Below are 23,936 nucleotides of genomic sequence, written 5' to 3' on the forward strand. Positions count from 1 at the left end.
TCGAGTACCGCGACAATGGAATGGCTGACCAGCCCTGAAATCTGGATTGCGTTCTTCACCCTGACGGCCCTGGAGATCGTCCTGGGCATCGACAACATCATCATGATCTCCATCCTGGTCGGCCGGATGCCCAAGCACCTGCAGCCGCGCACGCGCTTCTTCGGGCTGGCGCTGGCGATGGTCACGCGCATCCTGCTGCTGTTGTCGATCACCTGGGTGATGCGCCTCACGGCCGACCTGTTCCACGTGTTCGGCCAGGGCATCTCCGGGCGCGACCTGATCCTGTTCTTCGGCGGCCTGTTCCTCCTGTGGAAAAGCAGCAGCGAAATCTTCCACGGCCTGGAAGGCGAGGATGAAACCGAAGGCGAACCCAAGAGCGTGATGGGCGGCTTCATCGGCACCATCATCCAGATCGCGATCATCGACATCGTGTTCTCGCTGGACTCGGTGATCACCGCCGTGGGCATGGTTTCCAACGTGCCGGTGATGGTCGCGGCCATCATCGTCGCGGTGCTGGTGATGATGCTGGCGGCCGGCGCCATCAGCGACTTCATCGACAAGCACCCGTCGCTGAAGATGCTCGCGCTGTCCTTCCTCATCGTGGTCGGCACGGTACTGATCGCCGAAGCCTTCGAAGTCCACGTGCCCAAGGGCTACGTCTACTTCGCCATGGCCTTCTCGCTGGCGGTGGAAGCGCTGAACATCCGCATGCGCACCGCGCGCGGCAAGAAATCCGCCGACCCGGTGAAACTGCGCAAGGATATTCCCGGCCAGTAGTCCTCAAGCGCTATCCACAGGCAGACCGCGAAACGACAAAAGCCGGGCTATCCACAGCCCGGCTTTTTATTCACAGCAGATCGATTTCAAGGGCGTGCGACCGGCTCCGGCCAGTTCAGCACACCCTTGTCGTTGAAGCGCACCGTGCCGAACAACCCACCGGCCAGCTTGCCGTTGATCTCGTACGGCATGCCCTGGCGCGGCGGCCCGCCGGATAGTCCCCAGGCCTGGCGAATGGCGGAAAACGCCGAAATGCTCACCGGCACACTGATCACTTTTTCGCCAAAGCGCGGCACCTGCCCGCTGGCATCGCTCACCCCGCTGGCCAGCGGCTGACCGTTCACCGACAGGTCCAGGGCGATGCCGTTGTAGTCGATGGCCTGGTCATTGGGGTTCTGCACCCGCAACTTGACGGTGAAGCGCGCCTCCATGCCCTGGCCCGTCGCCGGTTCCAGGCCGACCAGATCGATGCGCAGCGGATCGCGCGTACCGAACAGGCTGCTGCAGGCACCCAGCGCCAGCAGCAGAATCATCAGGGCGAAACGCCGCGCCCTATCCATGCACTCCGCGCCCCGACTCATTTCACGCTAGCCGGGCGCAGGCGCCACACCGTGTTGCCAACATCATCGGCCACCAGCAGGCCCCCGAACTTATCCACAGCGACACCGACCGGGCGGCCCATGGCTTCATCCTTGTCGTTGACGAAACCATCCAGCACCGCCACCGGCTGGCCATTGGGCTTGCCGTTGCCGAAGGGGATGAAGACGACCTGGTAGCCACTGCGCGGCGTGCGATTCCACGAGCCATGCTGGCCGATGAACACGCCGCCACGATAGCGCTCCGGCAGCAGGCTGCCCTGGTAGAAGGCCAGGCCGAGCGAGGCCGTGTGCGAGCCCAGGGCGTAGTCGGGCACCAGGGCCTTCTCCACCATATCCGGGCGCGGCGGCTCGACGCGTTTATCCACATGCTGGCCGAAGTAACTCCAGGGCCAGCCATAGAAGCCGCCGTCCTTCACCGAGGTCATGTAGTCCGGCACCAGGTCGTTGCCCAACTCATCACGCTCGTTCACGGCTGTCCACAGGGCGCCGCTGTTGGGTTCCCAGTCCATTCCGTTGGGGTTGCGCAGGCCCGAGGCGAATACGCGAACGTTGCGGTTGGACAGGTCGATCTGCAGGATCGCCGCGCGGTTCTTCTCCGCGTCCAGGCCATTTTCGCCGACGTTGCTGTTGGAACCCACGCTGGCGTAGAGGTAGGGGCCATCGGGGCTGGCGAGGATGTTCTTGGTCCAGTGATGGTTGATCGGTCCGCCGGGCAGGTCGACGACCTTTTCCGCCGGCGCGCTGATCGTCGTCTCGCCGGTCTTGTACGGGAAGCGCACCACGGCGTCGGCGTTGGCGACATACAGCCAGTTATCCACAAGGGCCATGCCGAATGGCGAGAAGAGTCCTTCCAGCAGCACGCTGCGCTGTTCCGGCACGCCATCGCCGTCGGCATCGCGCAGCAGGGTGATGCGGTTGGCGCTGGGTACCGTGGCGCCGGCCTTGGACATGATCTTGCCGGCCACCCAATCCTTCACGCCACCGGATTCTTCCTTGGGCGGCGCCGAGCTTTCGGCCACCAGCACGTCGCCATTGGGCAGCACGTAGAGCCAGCGCGGGTGTTCCAGCTGGTCGGCGAAGCGCTGCACCTCCAACCCCTCGGCGGCGCGTGGCGTCTGCCCGGCGGGCCAGCCGGTGGCGGTGGCGATGTTGACGGTGGGCAGCAGGCTGCTCTGCGGTTCGGGCAACTGGGGTTGCGGGCCTGTGCCGGCGGTGAACGGCAATGACGATTTGTCGCCGCAGCCGGCCAGCGCCAGCACGACAAAGACGGGGAACGACCAACGCATGCGACTTCTCCTCGACCTGTGGATCGCTGCAATAGCTTCGCAGTCTAGACAGGTCGGGGCACCCTTCCGTGCGAAATAGTCGATGCAACGCCTCTCGCGCGGGCTCCGAATCGGCTTTACTCAGACACAGGAACCTCAGCAAATCAGGGATTTGGCGAACCCTCAGGGAAAAACGAGGGTCTACCATGACAGTCTTGTGACAATCGCCTGTGCGCTGCCGTGTCCTTCTCGGCCCTCCGCGCTGTCTGTACGGAGCTGCGGGCGAGGTCGTTACAGGGTCCGTCGACGTTTGCCGCCAGCGGGCCCATTTGAGTGCGAGGGGGCCCGACATGCTCAAACTGCTCGATCTGCTCTCCGCCGTCGCCCTGTTGGTGTGGGGCACCCATATCGTCCGCACCGGCATACTCAGGGTCTACGGCAGCAACCTGCGGAAGATACTCAGCCGCAGCGTCCAGAAGCGCCCACTGGCCTTCGCCGCCGGGATCGGCGTCACCGCGCTGGTGCAGAGCAGCAACGCCACGGCGCTGCTGGCCACCTCCTTCGTCGCCACGGGGCTGATGGCGCTGGCGCCAGCCCTGGCGATCATGCTCGGCGCCGATGTCGGCACGGCCCTGATGGCACGGGTGCTGACCCTGGACCTCTCCTGGCTGTCGCCGCTGCTGATCTTCTTCGGCGTGATCTTCTTCCTCGGCCGCCAGAAGTCGCGCCTCGGCCAGCTGGGCCGGGTGTTCATCGGCCTGGGGCTGATCATCCTCGCGCTACAGCTGATCGTCGCCGCCGCAGAACCCATGACCCAGGCCAAGGGCGTCAAGGTGCTGTTCTCCAGCCTGACCGGCGACGTGATGCTGGACGCCCTGACCGGCGCGCTGTTCGCGATGATTTCCTATTCCAGCCTGGCCGCCGTGCTGCTCACCGCGACACTGGCGGCGTCCAAGGTGATTTCGCTGAAGGTCGCGCTGTGCCTGGTGATCGGCGCCAACCTGGGTAGCGGTATCCTGGCGATGATCAGCGCCTCGTCGCAGAACGCCGCCGGCCGCCGCGTGGCGCTGGGCAGCCTGCTGTTCAAGGTCGCCGGCTGCGCCCTGGTGCTGCCGCTGGTGGGTCCGCTGGCCGACTGGATCGACCACTGGCAGTTCAGCACCGCGGAGCTGGTGATCGCCTTCCACGTGCTCTACAACACCACCCGCTGCCTCGCCTGCCTGCCGCTGACCGGGCAGATGGCGGCCTTCTGCACGCGCATCATGCCGGACCGCCATTCGCCGGAAGACATCGTGCGCCCGCGCCATCTCGACCCCGGCGCCCTGGATACGCCGAGCCTGGCGCTGGTCAACGCGGTACGCGAAACCCTGCGCATGGGCGATATCGTCGAGCAGATGCTGAACAACCTGATGCAGGTTATCCACAGCGGCGACCCGCTGCTGGCCAAGGAGATCCGCAAGCAGGACGACGACGTCGACGCGCTCTACACCGCGATCAAGCTGTACCTGGCGCGCATGCCCCGGGAGGACCTCAGCGAAGCCGACAGCCGCCGCTGGGCGGAGATCATCGAGTTGGCGATCAACCTCGAGCAGGCCGGCGACATCATCGAGCACATGCTCGGCGCCGTGCAGGACAAGAAGACCTCGCGCAGCCGCTCCTTCTCCGATAACGGCCTGGAGGAGATCACCGTGCTGCACGGCCAACTGGTGGCCAATCTGCGCCTGTCGCTCTCGGTATTCCTCAATGGCGACCAGGAAGGCGCCAAGCGCCTGCGCCGCGCCAAGCAGCGCTTCCGCCTGCAGGAACGGCGCTTCGCCCACTCCCACGTCGATCGCCTTCGGCAGCAGGTGGTGCAGAGCATCGAGACCAGTTCCCTGCACCTGGATCTGATCAGCGATATGAAGCGTCTCAACTCGCTGTTCTGCGCTATCGCCTATGCTGTTCTGGATAACCCAGACGCCAGCAGTGCGGCAATCGAGGAGCCCGAGGATGACCCGGACTTCGTCGAACGCGAAGTGAAGGCGGCGCAGGAGGACAGGCCGGCCCCGCCCGGTTCCAGCGCCACGGGTTGAAAGCTGGATGGGCGCTGTTCGAACGCTTCGTCGGCGTATCGAGCTGCGCCCTAAAAGTGACGATTACACCCGGCCCAGGGTTAGGGCAGAATCCGCCGCCATGGAAGAAAGCACTCACAATCAACGCCCGCCTTCGGTCAGCGCCAGCCTGACCCAGGCCATCCTGTTGGCGGCCGTTCGTCTCGGCCTGGACCGCGACACGCTGCTCGCCGCCAGCGGCATACAGGCATCCCAACTCAGCGACCCCGATGCGCGCATCGATTTCATGCGCCAGGAACTGATGTGGCAAGCCATCCAGTCGAGCCTGCCCAATGACGAACCCGGACTTGCGCTGGGTCGCGCGCTGTCGTCGGCGTCATTCAGCGCACTCGGCTACCTGCTGCAGACCAGCACCACGCTGGGCGATGCGCTGGAGTCGGCCTTGCGCTACCAGCGCCTGGTCGGTGAAGGCGGCCAGGTCTCGATCGAGGCCCAGGCAGAGGTGATCTGGGTGGCCTACCGGCCGCTCAATCCGGAACTCCCGGCAACCCGAGCCCGCGCGCTGGCCCTGCTGGGTTTCTGGGCGCGACAGCTCAAGGCGCTGCTCAGCGGCCTGCAACTGGCCGGTTGCCGCTTCATGCACGGCCAGCCGGATAAGCTCACGGACTACGAAACGGCGTTCTTCGGCTGCCCGCTGCAGTTCGACGCCCCGGACTACGCCCTGGGCCTGCCCAAGGCGATGATCGACGCCGCCCTGCCCCAGGCTAACCCGCCGCTGCGCGACCTCCTGCGGCAGCACGCCGAAGGCCTGCTCGCGCGCCTGCCCAGCGCCAGCATCAGTGGCCGTGTGGTGGCGCTACTGGGTGAACAACTGACCCGGGGCGAGCCAGGCCGCGCCGCCCTGGCCAACGAGTTGGGCCTGAGCGAACGCACGCTGCAGCGCCGGCTAGCCGAGGAAGGCAGCAGTTATCAACAGTTGCTCGCCGACACACGGCGACAGTTGGCAGAACGCTACCTCGGGGAAGGCAACCTGCCGGCCACCGATATCGCCGCACTGCTGGGCTACTCCGAACCCAGCGTATTCTTCCGCGCCTTCCGCCACTGGACCGGACTGACCCCTGGGGAATTCCGTCAGCGGCGCCGGCAGGCAGCGGACTGACAAGGCCGGCGCTTCGTTTGGAGGCGCCGGCACACAGCCTTTTCAACAGACTTATCTACACCTTATCAACAGCGCATCGTTCAGTTGTTGAGGCCTCGCGCCGCCAGGTAGGCGACGAACGCTTCGCGGCTGGAGTAGCGCGGCTGGTAGCCGAACTCTTCCTTCAGCCGCCGGTTGTCCAGCACCGGGCGGTAACGCAGGAAGTCCACCTGCTCCGGGCCGAAACTGGACAGCCCCAGCGGCTTGAGCAAGCCAAGACCCGCGCGCATCAAGGGCGCCGGCCAGGGACGGTAGGGTTTGCCGAGCAGCCCGGCGATCTCGCGCAGGGAAATCGCACCGTCGCCGGCGAGGTTGTAGATACCTTCGCTGCCGCGCTCCAGCCCTTGGCGAATGACGTTCACCACGTCCTGGTCCCAGACGAAGGTGAAGCGTCCGGGATGGCCCATGACGCCCAGCAGGCTGCGCCGGGAGAAGAGTTCGCTCAGCGGGTTATGCACACGCCGGCCGAGGATCGTCCCCGGTCGCAGAATGAGCTGCTTGAGTTGTGGATAACGTTTCCGCGTATCGGCCAGCAACTGTTCGATTTCCTGCTTGTGGCAGGCGTAGGCCAGTGTGGGATGGCCGCGCAAGGGCTGGTTCTCGTCGATCCATTCAGCGTTGTCGCGATGAAACCCGTAGGCCACGCTGGAACTGGTGACGATCAGTTGCTGCACACCGTTTTTTCGCGCCGCCTCGATCAGCGTGCGCGTTCCCCCGACCTCGATGGCGTGGCGTTTCTCAGCGGACATCTCGCGAGGCGGATTGACCACCGCCGCCAGGTGGACGATGGCGTCCGGGCGCCATTGCTCGACGCAGGCATTCACCTGCGCGGCTACGCCCAAGTCCAGCGGAACCGGCTCGATGTTCGGGCGCAGGCCCTGGGTGTTGATACGTCGCACATCCCCGGCGATCAAACTCCAGTCCAGGTGCTGCACCGCCAATTCACTGAGCAGGCTCTGCCCCAGGAAACCGGCGGCGCCGGTAATCAGGACACGCATGAAACCTCCAGATCGCTCGGCACGAATCGAACGACGGGTCCGTTGATCGGGGTGGGTGATTGGAGCGTAGTTCCGCCACGCCAGCACCGACAGTGACCAGGCAAGCCAGAGCCATGACCAAAGATGCCACCGACTTAGGTTGAACGCGGTGGGTTCGTGCCGGTCAATCCGCTATCCTCACGGCTTTGCGTTCAGGCTCTGTGCTCATGCGTTGGTTGTTCCTCCCCCTGCTGTCCCTCCTGCTCAGTGCCTGGTCCCATGCCGACCAGCGCCAGACGGTCGAGGCCTATCAGCTGGAAAACGGCATGGGCGTGCTGTTCAAGCCCACCCGCGAGAAGGGCCACGTCTCGATCCGCCTGATCGTCGGCGTCGGTTTCAGCGATTTCGCCTGCGCCCAGCGGCAGTTGCCGCACCTGATGGAGCACCTGTTCTTCAGCGGCCTGGATGGCGGCGATGAGGCCGATCTCGAGGCGCGCATGCAGGCGCTGGGCGGCCAGTGGAACGCCTACACCAGCGAGGGCGACACCGCCTTCGTCGTCGAATCCCCCGCCAGCACGCAGCGCCAGGTCCTCGACCTGTTGCTGGAGATCATCACGCGCACCCAGCTGGACAACCGCAAGATCGAGTCCACCAAGCAGGTGCTGGTGCGCGAGGATGGCGGGCACTACTCGCATCTGCAGCGTTGGCTCGACCACCAGAACGTCAGCCGTGCCGGGCAAGAGCAACTGGCCGTCGAGCTAGGCCTGTCCTGCGCCGAGCGCGCACCTGTGGATAACCTCACCCAGGCGCAGTTGGAGCAGTTGCGCAAGGACTGGTACGTGCCCAGCAACATGACGCTGATCATCGTTGGCGACCTCGATCCGCGCCTGCCGGTCTACCTGAGCCGCACCTATGGCGCCCTGGTCGACCACGACACACCGGAGCGTCGCGACCTGCCGGAGATGAAGGGCACCGCCGAGCGCGAGCGCAGCCTGACCACCGGCCTGTTCGGCGAGAGCGCGGTGCTGCACTGGATTTTCCCCGAACCGGCAGACGCCGACGGCGCCGCGCTCGATCTGCTGCAGGCCTACCTGAACGATGCGCTGTACACCGAACTGCGCGTGCGCCGCGAACTGTCCTACGGCCCGTGGAGCGAACGCACGGCCTGGGCTAACCAGGGATTCCTCAGCCTCAATGCCGACGTCGAGCGCGAAGACCAGCAGGTCACCCAGCGGGCGATGCGGGAGCTTGTGGACAAGATTCGCCACGACGGCCTCGACCCGCAACGCTTCGCGCGCATCCAGCGCGTGGCACGGGCGCAACTGGCCTGGAGCACGCCGGGCAACTCGACGTTGGCGGACTATTACTGGGGCGCCCTGGCGGACTTCGATGACGGCCACTTCCCCGACGAGGACAAACGCCTGGCCAAGGTCAGCCTGAAGCAGGCCAATGCGGTGGCGCAGCAAGTGTTCAAGGACGAAGGCTATCTGCGGATCGAGAAGCCGCTGCTGGATGACGACATGGTCTATCCACTGGCAGCGCTGGGCGCGCTGCTGCTCGCAGGCTTGATCGGACTGGCGCTGTGGCGCCGGCGAGGCTGAGGCCCCGCCGGTACCGGGTCATGCCTCAGAGTGCGAGGCGGCGGATCACCTGGCAGGAGTCGTCCGGATCGACCTGCGCACGGAAGCCCAGTTCACGCGCCATGTCGCGCATGTCGCGGTCCATGGACGAATCGATCGAATACATCTGCGCGAAGCCATTGCGCTTGGCCACGTCGATCAGGTGGCGCATCAGCGCGAGGCCCAGACCCAACTGCTTAAAGTCGTCGGCAACGGTCACCGCGCATTCGCACTGCTGGTTATCCACAGCCGCGTAACGGCTGATGCCGACTTCGCGCAGCTCGCCGTCCACGTGGGTCAGGGCGATAAAGGCCATGGTGGTCTGGTAATCCACATCCATCAGGCGATCGAGGAGCTTGTCGTCGATCTTCACTTCCCCGTGGAAGCGGAACTTGCGGGTCATGGGCGACAGGCGCTCGAGGAACAGACGCTCGCGCTCACGGTCTTCCGAGCGCAGCGGGCGGATCAGCACATGGCTGCCGTCGTCGAGGGTTTCTATCCAGTGATCGGCGCCAGCAGCCCCGAGGGCTGCAAGCTCGGCGGTGGGGTTGGGGATCATGACGCGTTCTCCGCAGGAGAAGAGGGATTGGGTTGACTCTATCCTTCTCCCGCGGTGGCCGGGCGGGCCTGACTTGAGTCAATGCCGCCCGGAACAGTGCTGGGGCAGAACGTCGCAGCTGTCAGGCACTCGCGGCGGACAATGCGCCTTCGCGCACGCGCGCGCCCTTGCGGAACAACACCAGGGTGGCGAGCAGGCCGAGTGCCGCTGCGCCGCTGAGCCAGATACCCGGCGCGGCCTTGTTGTCCAGGGTGTGGATAAGCCAGGTGCAGACCGCCGGAGTGAAGCCGCCGAAGGTGGCCGTGGCGAGGCTGTAGGCCAGGGAGAAACCGGTGGTGCGCACGTCGGCCGGCATCACTTCGGTCAGCGCGACGACCATGGCGCCGTTGTAGCTGCCATAGAGGAAGGACAGCCACAGCTCCACTTCCAGCAGGCGCGCGAAGCTCGGCTCGGCCACCAGCCAGGACAGCATCGGATACGCGGTGACCAGCGCCAGCACAGTGGCCGCCAGCAGCAACGGCTTGCGCCCAATGCGGTCGGATAGCGCCCCCATCACCGGCAGCCAGATGAAGTTGGACAGGCCGATGCACATGGTCACCAGCAGACTGTCGAAGTCCGACAGGTGCAGCTCGTTCTTGCCGAAGGTCGGGGTGTAGGCGGTGATCAGGTAGAACGACACGGTGGTCATCACCACCATCGCGGTACCGGCCAGCACCAGGCCGAAGTTCTGGCCGATGGAGCGCAGCACTTCCGTGAGGCTCGGGCGATGCTTGCGCTTCTGGAACTCCGGTGTCTCCTCCAGGGAACGGCGAATGATGAACAGCGCCGGGACGATCAGGCAGCCAACGAAGAAGGGGACGCGCCAGCCCCACTCGCCCATGTCCTGGGGACTGAGCCAGTGGTTGAGGATCACGCCCAGCAGCCCGGCGAAGACCACCGCGACCTGTTGGCTCGCGGACTGCCAGCTGACGAAGAAGCCGCGTTTTCCGGGAGTGGCGATTTCGGCGAGGTACACCGACACCCCGCCCAGCTCGACGCCGGCGGAGAAGCCCTGCAGCAGGCGGCCCAGCAGCACCAGCAACGGCGCGGCGACACCCAGGGTGCCGTAGCCGGGGACGAAGGCAATCAGCAGGGTGCCCATGGCCATCAGGCCCAGGGTGATGATCAGGCCCTGGCGGCGACCGTGGCGGTCGATGTAGGCGCCGAGGAAGATCGCGCCCAGCGGGCGCATCAGGAAGCCGGCGCCGAAGGTCGCCAGCGACAGCATCAGGGAGGCGAAGGGGTCGTCGCCGGGAAAGAAGGTCTTGGCGATGGCGGTGGCATAGAAGCCATACACCATGAAATCGTACATCTCGAGGAAGTTGCCGCTCACCACTCGGAAGACGGCTTTGGCTTTGGAATTGTTCGAGGCCATGGGGACATCACTCAGGCTGACACACAGGGAATTTCCGCGGAGGAAATCGACTGCCACCGCTCCAGCCAGGCAGGCAACGGACGGCGCGCTTATTTGTAACCCTATGTGTAAACGCCTCGTTCAGACAATCAAAAACTGCCTGAAAGGCCCGAATTTACTGGCTTTGAAAGGTTCGTGAAAGCTTCGCGACAGTTCGTCGGATTTAAACCACTCCCGGCGCCGAATGTGTACTCCGTTATGCAAAGAACCAGTAGCAGACACCGATCGACGCCAACACGCCGGCCAGGTCCGCGAGCAGTGCACACCCCACCGCATGACGGGCGCGCTGGATGCCGACCGCGCCGAAATACACCGCCAGCACATAGAAGGTCGTCTCGGTGCTGCCCTGCACGGTCGCCGCCACCAGCGCGGGGAAGCTGTCCACGCCATGGGATTGCATGGTTTCCAGCAGCATCGCCCGCGCCGCACTGCCGGAGAACGGCTTGACCAGCGCGGTGGGCAGTGCGTCGACGAAGCGGGTATCCCAGCCGACGCCTTCGACCAGCCAGCGAATCCCGCCGAGCGCCATTTCCAGCGCACCGGATGCGCGCAGCACACCCACCGCGCAGAGCATCGCCACCAGGTACGGCAGCAGGCTCTTGGCGACGTCGAAGCCTTCTTTCGCACCTTCGACGAAGGTTTCGTACACCGGCACCTTCTTCAGCCAGCCGACGACGAGGAACAGCATGATGATGCCGAACAGCGTCAGGTTGCCCAGCAGCGAGGACAACTGCGCCAGCGCCGTGGCGGACAGCCCGGCGAGCAAGGCCATGAAGGCGCCCAGCGCCAGGGCGCCAGGAATCAGATAGGCCAGCACCACCGGGTCCCACAGGCGCAGGCGCTGCATCACCGCCACGCTGAGCAGGCCGACCAGCGTCGAAGCGCTGGTGGCCAGCAGGATCGGCAGGAACACCAGGGTCGGGTCCGCCGCGCCCTGCTGGGCGCGGTACATGAAGATGGTCACCGGCAGCAGGGTCAGCGATGAGGCGTTGAGCACCAGGAAGAGGATCTGCGCGTTGCTCGCGGTGGTGCTGCTGGGGTTGAGCTCCTGCAGCGCCTTCATGGCCTTCAGGCCGATGGGGGTGGCAGCGTTGTCCAGGCCCAGGCCGTTGGCGGCGAAGTTCAGGGTGATCAAGCCGATGGCCGGGTGGCCGGCGGGGACTTCCGGCATCAGGCGACGGAACAGCGGGCCGAGCAGCACGGCGAGCTTCTCCACCAGGCCGGCCTTCTCGGCGATGCGCAGGAAGCCCAGCCACAGGGTCAGGGTGCCGAACAGCAGCACCATGACTTCCACCGACAGCTTGGCCATGGCGAACAGGCTTTCCACCATGGCGGCGAACACGCCAGCGTCGCCCCCGAGCAGCCAGCGGGAAAGCGCGGTCACCGCCGCGACAATGAAGAAGCTCAGCCACAGGCCGTTGAGCATGGATCGTCCCCCTTGGAATGGCCCGGATGATAGCGGCACGGACCCTACCGGCGCCAGAAACGACAAGGCCCCGGACAATGCCGGGGCCTTGTGGATAACCGTTGCGGGTCAGTGAGTGGCGGGGCTTTCCTTGCCGTCGGCGCTTTCACCTTCCAGGAAGGCTTCGACGCGGCCATTCTGCATCGCCTGCCAGTAGCGCGCGCCTTTCTCCGCGTCGTACACGCCTTCCCACTTGGAGATCACCAGCACGGCCAGGGCGTTGCCGATCACGTTCAGCGCGGTACGGGCCATGTCCATGATGCGGTCGACGCCGGCAATGAAAGCCAGGCCTTCCAGCGGAATGCCCACGCTGCCCAGGGTGGCCAGCAGCACCACGAAGGAGACGCCCGGCACGCCGGCGATGCCCTTGGAGGTGACCATCAGGGTCAGCACCAGCATCAGCTGCTGGCCGATGGACAGGTCGATGCCGTAGAGCTGGGCGATGAAGATCGCCGCGATGCTCTGGTACAGGGTCGAGCCGTCGAGGTTGAACGAGTAGCCGGTGGGCACCACGAAGCTGCTCACTGCCTTGGGCGCGCCATAGGCTTCCATCTTCTCGATGATGCGCGGCAGCACGGTCTCGGAGCTGGCGGTGGAATACGCCAGGACCAGTTCATCCTTGAAGATGCGCATCAGCTTGATGATGGAGAAGCCGAACAGCCGCGCGGCCAGGCCCAGCACCATGAAGGCGAAGAAGGCGATGGCGAAGTACACCAGCACCACCAGCTTGGCCAGCGGCAGCAGCGAGGCGAAGCCGAAGTTGGCCACCGTCACGGCGATCAGCGCGAACACGCCGATGGGGGCGTAGCGCATGATCATGTGGGTGACGCGGAACATGGCCTCGGCCACGCCCTGGAACATCTTCACCAGCGGCTCGCGGGTCGGCGCCGGCAGCGAGGACAGGCCCAGGCCGAACATCACCGAGAAGAAGATGATCGGCAGCATTTCGCCGCGCGCCATGGCCGCGAAGATGTTCGACGGGATCAGGTTGAGGATGGTCTCGATGAACGCGTGGTGGTGTTCGACTTCCTTGGCGGTCTGCGCGTACTGGGAGATATCCACAGTGCCCAGGGTGCTCATATCGATGCCGGCGCCGGGCTGGAAGATGTTCGCCAGCAGCAGGCCGACCACGATGGCGACCGTGGTGATGATTTCGAAGTAGATGATGGTCTTCAGACCGATCCGTCCGAGCTTCTTCGCGTCACCCATCCCGGCGATGCCGACGATGAGCGAGGAGATGACGATCGGAACGACGATCATCTTGATCAGGCGGATGAAGATGTCGCCCGCCGGCTGGAGGATGTTGCTGATCCACCAGGCCTTTTCCGCGCTGAAATGGTTGAGCGCGGCGCCCAGTGCAATTCCGAGTACCAGGCCGATGAGGATCTGCCAGGCGAGGCTGAGCTTGGCTTTGCCCATAGTGAGTCACCCTTGATTCTTGTGGAAGTCGGGGTCGCCGAGCCATCGGGATGCCGACGGCCAGCGAAAAAAGGGGCGCATGATTCCGACCCACCCCTTCCCCGTCTAATGCCGGAAACGCCTACCCCATGCACAATCGGCATAGGAAAAGGCATCTGAAACCTTGGTTCCAGGTCGTAAGACCCTTGATTTTCTGCATGACACAGGTTCCTCGATGCCTGCCACGCAGCGCTCTGCAAAGCCGTCTAGGCTTGCTGCTGATCGGCCATCAATGGCCCGGATTGTTCGGATGCGAAGTCCGCGCGCGCTCACGGGCGGATTCTTGTTACCGGATGTACGGTCGCCGCGAGGGGACCGTCATGGATGGCCGAGGGCGAGGAAAATGGCCCTTCGACTGCGAGGCTGGCGGGAAAGCAGGCCCTGTGGATAAGTGCCGGATTCCGCTCTTCATTATTGAGGTGCCGGATTGCCGATAAATCGGCCGACGGGAACCGGCGAGGCATTGTAGGACGTTTCCCGGTAACTCCGAATTGACTGACATCAGTGAAGTTCGAGCGGGTTCGAGCGAAGGCGCGATTAGGCTACTCCGCCGCGCCGGCTCGAAGCTCAAAGCGTGGTAAATCTCGGAAAAGGATGCTCTATGACGCGACGCTTCGTAGTACCTGCCCTGCTCTTCGCGGGCACCCTGGCACTGGTCGGTTGTTCCAGCCAGAAGCCCGATTCCTCCCAGTTCTCCGGCTTCCTCGGCGACTACTCCCAGCTCAAACCCGCGGTTTCCCCCAGCGGCGAGCCGGTACTGCGCTGGATCGATCCGCAACTGAAGCTGCAGAACTACAGCTCGGTACTGGTCGAACGGCCGGTCTATTACCCACCGCCCAAACCCAGCGCCAATCTCGACCAGAAGACCCTCGATGAGATCCCGGACTACCTCAAGCAGCAGGTCGAGCTGCAGCTGGGCAGCCGCTACCGCATCGTCCAGCAGGCCGACCGCGACACGCTGGTGCTGCGCACGGCGATCAGCGGCGTGGATGTCTCAAATGAAGGCCTGCATGCGTACGAGGTCATTCCGATCGCACTGGTCGTGGCGGCGACGTCCACCGCCATCGGCACGCGCGATCAGGACACCGAGGTGTATGTGGAATTCGAAGCATTGGATGGCGCGACCAGCAAGCCGGTCGCCAAGGTGGTGCGCAAGGGCGCAGGCAAGACACTGGAGAACTCCAGTACCCACCTGACCCTCGACGATCTGAAGCCGGTGCTCGACGGCTGGGCGCGCGACGCGGCCAACTTCAAGCCCTGACTTGTTGGCGTTCCGGAACCGGTGCGAGCCTGTCGCACCGGTTCCGCACGCCTTGCCTGACCCAGCCCGCTGACGCGGAGGTACTCCCTGTACCCCTAGGTCGTTCAGGACATGGCGCATCCCGAACATCCCGGCTCCCTGGCCATGCGTACGCCGTAACGGCTACGCGGTAGTCGAAATCGCTGGATCAGTACCAGTTCGGATCGCTCTTGAGCTGATCATCGAGGATCCGCTTCACGTCGTCGTCCGGTTCACCGAGCCAGCGGAAGCTGGCGTGCTTGCTCGGCGACTTGTCTGCCGGCAGGTTCTCGGGAACCTTCACGTACAACGCGTAGGCCTTGTCCTTGTCCCAGGTAAAGGCCACGTACAACCGATGGGCGCTGCAGTTGCTCGGCTCGCACAGCCCGCCCACCAGGAATTTGTCGCCCTGCTCGTCCACCGCCTGCATTGGCGTGGCCGTGCCGCTGAGGTTCATCACCCAGTCCGGCAGGCGGCTTTCGTCCTTGATCACCGATTGCCAGGTCTCGCGGTATTGCGGATCGCTGGCCACCAGTTCGTTGAGGCGGTACTGCGCGTCCTTGTCCGCCTCGGCGGCCAGGGCCTGGGCCCCGGCGCCGAGCAGGAAGAGTGACAGCAGCAGGTTGCGGGTAACGCTCATCGCTACGCTCCTTGTTCCACTACAGGCTCTTCGATGGATATCAGCCTCGGCGGCGCCCCATGAAGAACGACACGATGAACAGCACCAGGAAAATCACGAACAGAATCTTGGCGATACTGGTCGCCGCGCCCGCGATGCCACCGAAGCCCAGTACGGCGGCGATGATGGCGATGATCAGGAATGTCAGTGCCCAGCTAAGCATGGGGTATCTCCTCTTCTGTTTGTCGGTTCGGCACCAGTTCCGGGTGCCGTGTCCGGAGAGATCGCAAGGCAGTCTCCGGAGGGTAGGGTCCGCCCGGGCGCTTCCGGGCACCGCGGACCTATCGGGCGAGCCATCCGGCCCGCCGGCGATTCAGAACACCCAGCCGCTCTGGCGCGGGGCCACGGGCTGGGCTTGTGCCTGGGTCTGCGCCTGCGGAGCAGGCAGGACCTGGGCTTGATTCTGGGCAGGCTGCGGGTAGCGCGACGCTTCGCGGTACAGGCCTGGCGCACTGGAGGCACTCGGGACGTAGGCAACCGGAGCATTGTTGGAAGCGTTCGCCACCTGCGAAGCCAACTGCACCTGGTTGATCAGCAACAGCAGAAGGGCGCCGGCGAAGAAGATCCGACTCCAGACATCGATACGCGCTACGTGCACTTGGCTGCTCATCCCATTGTCCATCTCGGCTCTCCTGCCCGTCGTCGGCCTTCTCATCGAACCTGGCTCGTACTCCTGCCGACCTGTTCGTACCGCCGCGGGTGGTTTGTTGACTGGCTTTGCTTAGGGAATTGCACGCTGCATGCCAGTCTTGAAAATCAGTATTTTTCCTTATAAATCAATCATTTAAATCTTGTACTAACGTCCTTTCCAACTGCATCCTGCACGATGGGTCGGGATTGGTCGTGCGATTTGCAATCCCGCGCCCCGGACACGTCCCTGTGTCCTGTGAACTAGGTCACTTGAGCGAATGCTTGAGCTGGCTCATCTGGTCGTGGCAAGCGCGCACCTTGGGCAATTCGGCGCGAAGCAAGGCCTGGGTTTCCGGGGTGCCCTTGTCCATGGCGTCCTCGAAGGCGTGCAGGATGCGATCCTCGGCTTCCTCCAACTGCGCGACATACGTGGCGCCTTCATCACTGGCCAAGGTCGCGCGGGTGTCGGCGTAAACCTGGCGCAGCTTGCCCATCAGGGTGCCGCCGGTGGCGGGTTCGTCGTGGTTGGCGGCCACCTTGCCGGCCAGGGCGTTGATCACGTCCGTCTTGGCCTGGGCCATGGACTGGAACAACTGCTGCAGCCGCGCATCCTTCACTTCATGGATGGCATGTTGGTAGAAGCGTTGGCCATCGCGGGTGATCTCGATGAGTTCATTGAGCTGACTGGTTGTGCGGGTCATGACAGGTACTCCTGCTGGGAAGGGTGGGATCGTTGGGCGGCCTGTCCGGCCACCTTCAGCGCGGTGGCGTCCACCTCTCGCACACCACGGGTCTTGCGTGCTGACTCGATCAATTGCTGGCGCTCGTCGGCGGTGGGCACCTGGCCGCTCAGCGTCACCACTCCGTCGCGGGTGGAAACGCCGATGGACAGCCCCTCCAGGGCATGGGCGGCGAGGATGCCCGCCTTGATCTGGCTGGTGATCCAGGCGTCGCTGACAGCGGCCTGGGCGTCACCGACGGATTTCTCCATCTTCTGCGTGGAGGCCGCGTCCGGATCGACTTTCAGGCGGTTATCCACAGAGGTCACGCCTTCGGTCTGCGCGGCGAGATGCTCGGCTTGCTGGCTGATCTCCTCGCTGCTGGCGGTCCCTTCGAGGGTGACGGCACCGGCATGACTGGAGACCTTGATGTCCAGGCCGGCGCCCTTCTTCTCCAGCAGCAACTTGGATTTCACCTTTGCGGCCAGGGTCGCGTCGTCCCAACGCTGCACGACACCGCCTTCCTTGGGCGTCGCCTGCTGGTCCGCACCTGCCAGGGCGGCATCCACGCCCAACTGGTTATCCACAGCGCCGATGCCTTCGACGCTTCCGGCGATCTGGCCGGCCAATACCTTCTGTTCCTCGCTGGCCACCGCGCCGGTGAGCTGCGCACGACCGTTCTCCACATCCACCTTGATCGAATAGGGCTTGAGTTCGCGATTGAGGTTGATCGCCGTCCAGATCGAACCTTCCTGGCGGGCTTCGGCCAACTGCGCGGACAACCCCGCATCAGCGGCATGACTGGCCACGGGCTGCAGGGCGAGCAGCGTGGAACCCAGGGCCAGGGCAAGGATCTTCGGGTGCGGCATGGCGGTCTCCGTCATCGGTGTTACCTGGAGATTTCGCAAGCACCGTGCCAGGCTTTTTCATGACTGAAACTCTTTACTATTCAAACACTTGGGACTAATTAGCGTCCCTTGTGGGTGTGCACCCTGCCCGATAGCCCTGACAGATTCTTGCAACTTGCACGAGAATCGCTGGACTAAGGAAAATCCCACCCTTCACAAACGATTCATAACGAGGAAATGCTGAATGGACGCAACGCCTGAACAACAAGGCCGCATCCTTCTGGTCGATGACGAGTCCGCCATCCTGCGCTCGTTCCGCTACTGCCTGGAGGACGAGGGCTATAGCGTCGCGACCGCCAGCAGCGCGCAACAGGCGGAAAACCTGCTGCAGCGCCAGGTATTCGATCTCTGCTTCCTCGATCTGCGCCTGGGCGACGACAACGGTCTTGATGTGCTGGCGCAAATGCGCGTGCAGGCGCCCTGGATGCGCGTGGTGATCGTCACCGCGCATTCGGCGGTGGACACCGCGGTAGACGCGATGCAGGCCGGCGCCGCCGACTACCTGGTGAAACCCTGCAGTCCCGACCAGTTGCGCCTGGCCGCCGCCAAGCAACTGGAAGTGCGCCAGCTGACCGCACGGATCGAGGCGCTGGAAGGCGAAATGCGCAAACAGGGCGATGTTCTCGAATCCCACAGCCCGGCCATGGCCGCTGTGCTGGAAACCGCGCGCCAGGTGGCGGGCACCGACGCCAACATCCTCATCCTCGGCGAGTCGGGCTCCGGCAAGGGCGAGCTGGCACGGGCCATCCACGGCTGGAGCAAGCGGGCGAAGAAATCCTGCGTGACCATCAACTGCCCCTCGCTGTCCGCCGAACTGATGGAAAGCGAGCTGTTCGGGCATAGCCGCGGGGCCTTCACCGGCGCTACCGAGAACACCCTGGGGCGGATCAGCCAAGCTGATGGCGGAACGCTGTTCCTCGACGAGATCGGCGACTTCCCCATCACGTTGCAACCAAAACTGCTGCGTTTCATCCAGGACAAGGAATACGAGCGCGTCGGCGATCCGGTCACCCGCAATGCCGACGTGCGCATTCTCGCCGCCACCAACCGCGACCTTGCCGGCATGGTCGCCCAGGGCACCTTCCGCGAGGACCTGCTCTATCGCCTGAACGTGATCGTGCTGAACCTGCCGCCGCTGCGCGAGCGCGCCGAGGACATCATCGGACTTGCCGAACGCTTCCTTGCCCGCTTCGTGAAGGACTATGGCCGTCCGGCGCGGGGGTTCACCGAGGAGGCCCGAGCCCTGCTGCGGCGCTACAACTGGCCGGGCAACGTCCGCGAACTGCGCAATGTCATCGAACGTGCAAGCATCATTTGCAATCAGGAGCTCATCTGCATCGAGCAACTGGCTATCGGTGAACAGACCACCAGCAGCGCGCCGCGCATCGGTGAAGCCATGAGCCTGGAGGAGCTGGAAAGAGCCCACATCGCCGCCGTCATGGCCTCCAGCACTACCCTCGACCAGGCAGCCAAGACGCTGGGGATCGACGCCTCCACCCTGTATCGCAAGCGCAAGCAGTACAGCCTGTGAATCTGCCGATCCCGATGACGTTGCGCACGAGGCTGTTCCTCAGCATCTCCGCGCTCATCACGGTCGCACTCATCGGTCTGCTCCTTGGGCTGTTCAGCGTGGTGCTGACAGGCCGCGAACAGGCACGGCTGATACAACACAACTTCGCCACCATCGAAGTCAGCCAGCACCTACGCCAGGCACTGGGCGACGAACTGGTGCAGGTGCTCAGCGCGAATCCCAACCCCGAGCGCCTGGAACAGGCGCGGACTCATTTCGCCGAGGCGGTGGAGCGCGGGAGGGAACTGGCGCGCGATGGCAGCGACCGCCAGGCGATGCTGGAAATCGCCGACGCCCATCGGCTATTCATCGACGCCATCGACACCCCCGGACCGGGCCGACCGGAATTGCTCGAAGACAGCGACCTCAGTCGCAGCCTCGACGTGGTGCGCAGTCGCCTGCTGGCGCTGCACCAGCGGGCGATGGACAACATCAGCGCGGACGAAAGTGCCTCCCGTAACCGTGCGCTGCTGATCAGCAGCCTGCTCGGCCTGATCGGCATCGCCATCCTGGTGGTCGGTTTCTTCACGGCGCACAGCATCGCGCGGCGCTTCGGGGCACCCATCGAAACCCTGGCCAAGGCCGCGGACAAGATCGGCCAGGGCGAATTCGACGTTACCCTGCCGGTGTCCGGCGTGGCGGAAATGTCCTCCCTGAGTCGCCGCTTCGGCCTGATGGCGGAGGCATTGCGGCTGTACCGGGCGAGCAACACCGAGGCCCTTGGCTCCGGGCGCCGGCGCCTGCTGGCGGTGCTCGACAGCATCGACGACGGCCTGGTGATCCTCGATCGCAACGGTCGCATCGAGCACGCCAACCCGGTGGCCACGCGCCAGCTGTTCTCCCACAGCGATCCCCATGGCCAGGAACTGGGCGCCCTGCTGAACAACCCCGAACTGACCCAGGCCGTGCAGCGCGTCCTCAGCGGCAATCTCCTGGAGGAGACTCCGCAGGATCTGGTGGTGGAAGTGGATGGCGAAAGCCGCCTGCTGACCTGGGGCATGTCGCCGGTCAGCCATGATGACGGACGCAACATCGGCGCGGTGATGGTGGTGCGCGACGTCACCGAGCAGCGCGCCTTCGAGCGGGTGCGCAACGATTTTGTCCTGCGCGCCTCCCACGAACTGCGTACCCCGATGACCGGGATGCACATGGCCTTCGGGTTGCTCGCCGAGCGCCTCAAGTTCGCCGACGATTCCCGCGAGCGCGACCTGATCCGAACCGTGGACGAGGAAATGCATCGCCTCGTCCGCCTGATCAACGACCTGCTGAACTTCTCCCGCTACCAGAGCGGTACGCAGAAGCTCGAGCTGCACCTGTGCGACGTCAGTGACCTGCTGCGCCAGGCGCACCAGCGCTTCGTCGGGCCGGCGCAGGGCAAGCAGGTGGCGTTGGAACTCGAGATCGCAGACGGCCTGCCACCGATCAACATCGACCGTACCCAGATCGAGCGTGTGCTGGACAACCTCATCGGTAACGCGCTGCGCCACACACCCGAGGGCGGCACCATCCGCCTGCAGGCACGTTGCCAGGAAGAACGGGTAGCGATTGCCGTGGAAGACAGCGGCGATGGCATCCCGCTCAGCCAGCAGGGGCGCATCTTCGAACCCTTCGTACAGGTTGGGCGCAAGAAAGGTGGCGTCGGCCTGGGCCTGGCGCTATGCCGGGAAATCGTCCAGCTGCACGGCGGGCGCATCGCCCTGCGTTCGCAACAGGGCAAGGGCTCGCGCTTCTACCTGCTGCTGCCGGTTTAAGAAGTCGGTACGGCCAGCAGCAGCGCGGCGGTTTCCAGGTCCGGCTCACCATCGAAGCGCGCCGGGCGGAAGCGCATCTGGAACGCGGCGATCACATTGCGCGTTTCCTCGTCCATCACCCCATTGAGCGGCACGGCATAACCGTGGCGCGCCAGCTGCTGCTGGAACCAGCCCGGTGCCGGCAGTTGGCCGTTCAATTCGGCCAGTCGGCGTGACAGCTCGCCCGGCTTGGGCCAGGGAATCAATCCGGCGTCGGCCAGCTTCTTCCAGGGGAACAGCGGACCCGGATCAACCTTGCGCTGCGGGGCGATATCGCTGTGGCCGAGGATGTGTTCCGGGGTGATGCCCTGGCGCTTGGTGATGTCCTTGAGCAAGGCGATCAGCGCGTCGATCTGCGCGTCCGGATAGGGATACCAGATCTTGCCGCTGGGGGTACTGCGGTAGCCGGGATTCACCAGCTCGATGCCGATGGACGTGGAATTCAGCCAGGTCCGACCCTGCCATTCGCTGGCGCCGGCGTGCCAGGCGCGGCGGTTCTCGTCCACCAACTGGTAGATGGTCGCCGGGGTGTCGCCGATCAGGTAATGCGCACTCACCTCGCCATGGGTCAGCAGCGCCAGCGAGCGCGGCAGGTCCGCCGAGGTGTAATGGACGATGACGTACTGGATGCGGCTGTCCTGGTTTCTGGACACGTGCTCGCGGTCGATCTGCAGGCCCTTGTCGGCGCAACCGGCGAGCAGTGTGGCGAACAGGAAGAAGGTCAGGACACGCAGAGTCATGGCGGTTCTCAAGGCGAGAGCATCAGGCGGCGATGTGCAGGAAGCTGCGCACGTTCTGCAGGAGCATGTTCACACTGAGCATGATCAGCAGCATGCCGGCCAGGCGTTCCACGGCCATCAAGCCACGCGGGCCGAGGAAGCGCTGCAGGAAGGCCGCCTGCATCAGAATGAAGGCTGTCGCGGCCCAGGCCAGGATCACCGCCAGATACAGCTCCCACAAGGGACCAGTGTAGGTGCTGCGCAGGGTGATCAGCATCGCCAGCGCGGAAGGCCCGGCCACCGCCGGCGTGGCCAGCGGGACGAACAGCGGTTCGTTGTCCGGCATGTCGCCCAGTACGCCCTGAGGCGTGGGAAATATCAGGCGCATGGCGACCACGAACAGAATGATTCCGCCGGCGATGCCCGTGGCCTCCTTGGACAGCCCCAGCCCGGTAAGGATGTGCTCGCCCAGGGTAAGGAACAGCAACAGCAGGCCCAAGGCGAACAGCAGCTCGCGCAGTGCCACCTTCAGGCGGCGCTCAGCCGGAACTGACTTGAGGGCGGCAAGGAAGACGGCGATGTTGCCGAACGGGTCGGTGATCAGAAAGATCAGGATGGCGACGCCGAGCATGACCGGGAAAACTCCAACGAAAACGAGCTCCCCTCACGAATGTTGGGCAGCTTGTGGATAACGGAAAGACGCTTGCACCTTGTGGATAGAAATTTATCCACAAGGTGGAGGCTTGTGCATCAGGACTTCTTGATCTTTTCCGGGCGCTTCCAGGATTCGATTACCCGCTGCTTGGCGCGACCGACGCCCAGGGTGCCCGCGGGAACCTCGGCGGTGATGGTGGAGCCCGCGCCAGTCGTGGCGCCAGCGCCGATATCCACAGGCGCGACCAGGGAGTTGTTGGAGCCGATGAAGACGTCCTCGCCAATGGTGGTGCGCCACTTGTTGGCACCGTCGTAGTTGCAGGTGATGGTGCCGGCGCCGATGTTGCTGCGCGCACCGACCTCGCTATCGCCCAGGTAGGTCAGGTGGCCGACCTTCACGCCATCCTGCAGGTGGGCGTTCTTCAGCTCGACGAAGTTACCCACATGCACCTTGCGGTCCAGCACACTGCCCGGACGCAGGCGGGCGAACGGACCGACATCGCTGTCCGGGCCGACATGGGCACCTTCCAGGTGCGAGTTGGCCTTGATGATGGCGCCCCGGCGCAGGGTGCTGTCCTTGATGTAGCAGTTCGGGCCGATCTGCACGTCGTCCTCGATCTCCACCTGGCCTTCGAGGATCACGTTGATGTCGATGCTGACATCGCGGCCGATGCTGACCTCGCCTCGTACGTCGAAACGCGCTGGGTCGATCAGGGTGACGCCCTGGGCCATCAGACGACGTGCCACGCGCTGCTGGAAGAAGCGCTCCAGCTCGGAGAGCTGCAGACGATCGTTGGCGCCCTGCACTTCCATCGCTGCCTGCGGCTGGGCGGTGGCCACGCGCAGGCCGTCGGCAACCGCCATGGCGATCACGTCGGTGAGGTAGTACTCGCCCTGGGCGTTGGAATTGGACAAGCGCGACAGCCAACCAGCCAGATGCTCGCGCGGCACAGCGAGAATGCCGGTATTGCCTTCACGAATGGCGCGCTGCTCAGCAGAGGCATCCTTCTGCTCGACGATGGCCTGCACTTCGCCGGCGGCGTCACGGATGATGCGGCCGTAGCCGGTCGGGTCATCCAGCTCGACGGTGAGCAGCGCCAGCTGCTCGGCCGTGGCCTGGGCCATCAGGCGCTCCAGGGTCGGCTGCTCGATCAGCGGCACGTCGCCGTAGAGAATCAGTACCTTGTCCGCACTCAGGAACGGAGCGGCCTGAGCCACGGCGTGGCCGGTGCCCAGCTGCTTCTCCTGGACCACGAAATTCAAGTCATCGCCCTGCAGGCGTTCGCGTACCAGGTCGGCACCATGGCCGATCACCACATGAATGCGCGATGGACCGAGGCCGCGGGCGGTATCGATCACATGGGCGAGCATCGGTTTGCCAGCGACCGGGTGCAGGACTTTCGGCAGGGCCGAACGCATGCGGGTGCCTTGGCCGGCGGCGAGGATGACGATTTCGAGTGACATGGGTGGGAGACCGTCCTGGTGAGCGGGGGAAATCCCCGGCAGTGGAAAAAGAAAAAGGGTAGCCAAGGCTACCCTTTTCCCATTTGTCGCTAAAGCCCGAGGG

Annotated in this window: 22 protein-coding genes; 7 read left to right on the forward strand and 15 right to left on the reverse strand. The window is 64.5% G+C overall.

What is annotated here, in order from left to right:
* Positions 1-15: 15 nt before the first annotated feature.
* Positions 16-777 (forward strand): TerC family protein, encoded by a 762-nt coding sequence (locus JVX91_RS05210; RefSeq protein WP_205338310.1) that lies wholly within the window; start codon positions 16-18, stop codon positions 775-777.
* Between the two features lie 86 nt (positions 778-863).
* Here JVX91_RS05210 and JVX91_RS05215 read toward each other — a convergent pair whose 3' ends face one another.
* Positions 864-1,337 carry an LEA type 2 family protein gene (locus tag JVX91_RS05215; protein WP_205338311.1) on the reverse strand — a complete coding sequence of 158 codons (474 nt, stop codon included), beginning with the start codon at positions 1,335-1,337 and terminating at the stop codon, positions 864-866.
* A 17-nt stretch (positions 1,338-1,354) separates the two neighbouring features.
* Positions 1,355-2,662, reverse strand: coding sequence for a sorbosone dehydrogenase family protein (locus tag JVX91_RS05220; protein ID WP_205338312.1), 1,308 nt, complete (start codon positions 2,660-2,662; stop codon positions 1,355-1,357).
* Between the two features lie 329 nt (positions 2,663-2,991).
* Between JVX91_RS05220 and JVX91_RS05225 the strand changes: the two genes are divergently transcribed.
* Together JVX91_RS05225 and JVX91_RS05230 are read left to right on the forward strand one after the other, a co-directional pair.
* Positions 2,992-4,713, forward strand: a complete 1,722-nt coding sequence (locus tag JVX91_RS05225; protein WP_205338313.1) for a Na/Pi cotransporter family protein — start codon at positions 2,992-2,994, stop codon at positions 4,711-4,713.
* Positions 4,714-4,813: 100 nt separating this feature from the next.
* Complete coding sequence (locus JVX91_RS05230) at positions 4,814-5,851, forward strand: AraC family transcriptional regulator (protein WP_205338314.1); 1,038 nt, start codon at positions 4,814-4,816, stop codon at positions 5,849-5,851.
* Between the two features lie 80 nt (positions 5,852-5,931).
* Here JVX91_RS05230 and JVX91_RS05235 read toward each other — a convergent pair whose 3' ends face one another.
* On the reverse strand, positions 5,932-6,888 hold the full coding sequence (locus JVX91_RS05235) for an NAD-dependent epimerase/dehydratase family protein (protein WP_205338315.1): 957 nt from the start codon (positions 6,886-6,888) through the stop codon (positions 5,932-5,934).
* Positions 6,889-7,094: 206 nt separating this feature from the next.
* On the opposite strand from JVX91_RS05235, the gene JVX91_RS05240 reads away from it, so the two are divergent.
* Positions 7,095-8,468, forward strand: coding sequence for a pitrilysin family protein (locus JVX91_RS05240; protein WP_205338316.1), 1,374 nt, complete (start codon positions 7,095-7,097; stop codon positions 8,466-8,468).
* A 25-nt stretch (positions 8,469-8,493) separates the two neighbouring features.
* On the opposite strand, the gene JVX91_RS05245 is transcribed toward JVX91_RS05240, so the two are convergent.
* The 4 genes from JVX91_RS05245 to gltP all read right to left on the reverse strand — a co-directional run bounded on the left by JVX91_RS05245 (position 8,494) and on the right by gltP (position 13,382).
* On the reverse strand, positions 8,494-9,045 hold the full coding sequence (locus tag JVX91_RS05245) for a GNAT family N-acetyltransferase (protein ID WP_205338317.1): 552 nt from the start codon (positions 9,043-9,045) through the stop codon (positions 8,494-8,496).
* Between the two features lie 121 nt (positions 9,046-9,166).
* Positions 9,167-10,459: an MFS transporter gene (locus tag JVX91_RS05250; protein WP_205338318.1), complete on the reverse strand. Its 1,293-nt coding sequence runs from the start codon at positions 10,457-10,459 to the stop codon at positions 9,167-9,169.
* A gap of 235 nt (positions 10,460-10,694) precedes the next feature.
* Complete coding sequence (locus tag JVX91_RS05255; protein ID WP_205338319.1) at positions 10,695-11,924, reverse strand: spore maturation protein; 1,230 nt, start codon at positions 11,922-11,924, stop codon at positions 10,695-10,697.
* A gap of 108 nt (positions 11,925-12,032) precedes the next feature.
* The gene (gltP, locus tag JVX91_RS05260) at positions 12,033-13,382 is read right to left on the reverse strand and encodes a glutamate/aspartate:proton symporter GltP (protein WP_205338320.1); all 1,350 of its coding nucleotides are present in this window, start codon (positions 13,380-13,382) and stop codon (positions 12,033-12,035) included.
* A gap of 640 nt (positions 13,383-14,022) precedes the next feature.
* Here gltP and JVX91_RS05265 point away from each other — a divergent pair.
* Positions 14,023-14,682, forward strand: a complete 660-nt coding sequence (locus JVX91_RS05265) for a DUF3313 domain-containing protein (RefSeq protein WP_205338321.1) — start codon at positions 14,023-14,025, stop codon at positions 14,680-14,682.
* A 187-nt stretch (positions 14,683-14,869) separates the two neighbouring features.
* On the opposite strand, the gene JVX91_RS05270 is transcribed toward JVX91_RS05265, so the two are convergent.
* The 5 genes from JVX91_RS05270 to JVX91_RS05290 all read right to left on the reverse strand — a co-directional run bounded on the left by JVX91_RS05270 (position 14,870) and on the right by JVX91_RS05290 (position 17,612).
* Positions 14,870-15,340 carry an inhibitor of vertebrate lysozyme family protein gene (locus JVX91_RS05270; RefSeq protein ID WP_205338322.1) on the reverse strand — a complete coding sequence of 157 codons (471 nt, stop codon included), beginning with the start codon at positions 15,338-15,340 and terminating at the stop codon, positions 14,870-14,872.
* Positions 15,341-15,380: 40 nt separating this feature from the next.
* A complete protein-coding gene (locus JVX91_RS05275; RefSeq protein WP_017518828.1) occupies positions 15,381-15,542 on the reverse strand; it encodes a DUF1328 domain-containing protein in 162 nt (53 codons plus the stop codon).
* 150 nt (positions 15,543-15,692) lie between these two features.
* Positions 15,693-15,989, reverse strand: a complete 297-nt coding sequence (locus JVX91_RS05280) for a hypothetical protein (protein WP_205338323.1) — start codon at positions 15,987-15,989, stop codon at positions 15,693-15,695.
* Between the two features lie 286 nt (positions 15,990-16,275).
* Positions 16,276-16,710 (reverse strand): PA2169 family four-helix-bundle protein, encoded by a 435-nt coding sequence (locus JVX91_RS05285; protein ID WP_205338324.1) that lies wholly within the window; start codon positions 16,708-16,710, stop codon positions 16,276-16,278.
* Positions 16,707-17,612 (reverse strand): BON domain-containing protein, encoded by a 906-nt coding sequence (locus JVX91_RS05290; protein ID WP_240201702.1) that lies wholly within the window; start codon positions 17,610-17,612, stop codon positions 16,707-16,709. Before JVX91_RS05290 ends, JVX91_RS05285 begins: the two co-directional genes overlap by 4 nt.
* Positions 17,613-17,820: 208 nt before the next feature.
* Here JVX91_RS05290 and algB point away from each other — a divergent pair, with 208 nt between their 5' ends.
* A complete protein-coding gene (algB, locus tag JVX91_RS05295; RefSeq protein ID WP_205338325.1) occupies positions 17,821-19,167 on the forward strand; it encodes a sigma-54-dependent response regulator transcription factor AlgB in 1,347 nt (448 codons plus the stop codon).
* On the forward strand, positions 19,164-20,957 hold the full coding sequence (locus tag JVX91_RS05300; RefSeq protein ID WP_205338326.1) for a KinB sensor domain-containing domain: 1,794 nt from the start codon (positions 19,164-19,166) through the stop codon (positions 20,955-20,957). The genes algB and JVX91_RS05300 overlap by 4 nt, the downstream gene beginning before the upstream one ends.
* On the opposite strand, the gene JVX91_RS05305 is transcribed toward JVX91_RS05300, so the two are convergent.
* From JVX91_RS05305 to glmU, 3 genes are all read right to left on the reverse strand, one after another.
* Positions 20,954-21,736, reverse strand: coding sequence for an N-acetylmuramoyl-L-alanine amidase (locus tag JVX91_RS05305; protein WP_205338327.1), 783 nt, complete (start codon positions 21,734-21,736; stop codon positions 20,954-20,956). The two genes, JVX91_RS05300 and JVX91_RS05305, sit on opposite strands and share 4 nt — an antisense overlap.
* A 22-nt stretch (positions 21,737-21,758) precedes the next feature.
* Entirely contained in the window at positions 21,759-22,346 is a 588-nt protein-coding gene (locus tag JVX91_RS05310; protein ID WP_017518835.1) for a MarC family protein, read from the reverse strand.
* A 119-nt stretch (positions 22,347-22,465) separates the two neighbouring features.
* Positions 22,466-23,833 carry a bifunctional UDP-N-acetylglucosamine diphosphorylase/glucosamine-1-phosphate N-acetyltransferase GlmU gene (gene glmU / locus JVX91_RS05315; protein ID WP_205338328.1) on the reverse strand — a complete coding sequence of 456 codons (1,368 nt, stop codon included), beginning with the start codon at positions 23,831-23,833 and terminating at the stop codon, positions 22,466-22,468.
* Between the last annotated feature and the right edge of the window lie 103 nt (positions 23,834-23,936).

The sequence above is a fragment of the Pseudomonas sp. PDNC002 genome (assembly GCF_016919445.1).
In the GTDB taxonomy this organism is placed as follows: domain Bacteria; phylum Pseudomonadota; class Gammaproteobacteria; order Pseudomonadales; family Pseudomonadaceae; genus Pseudomonas.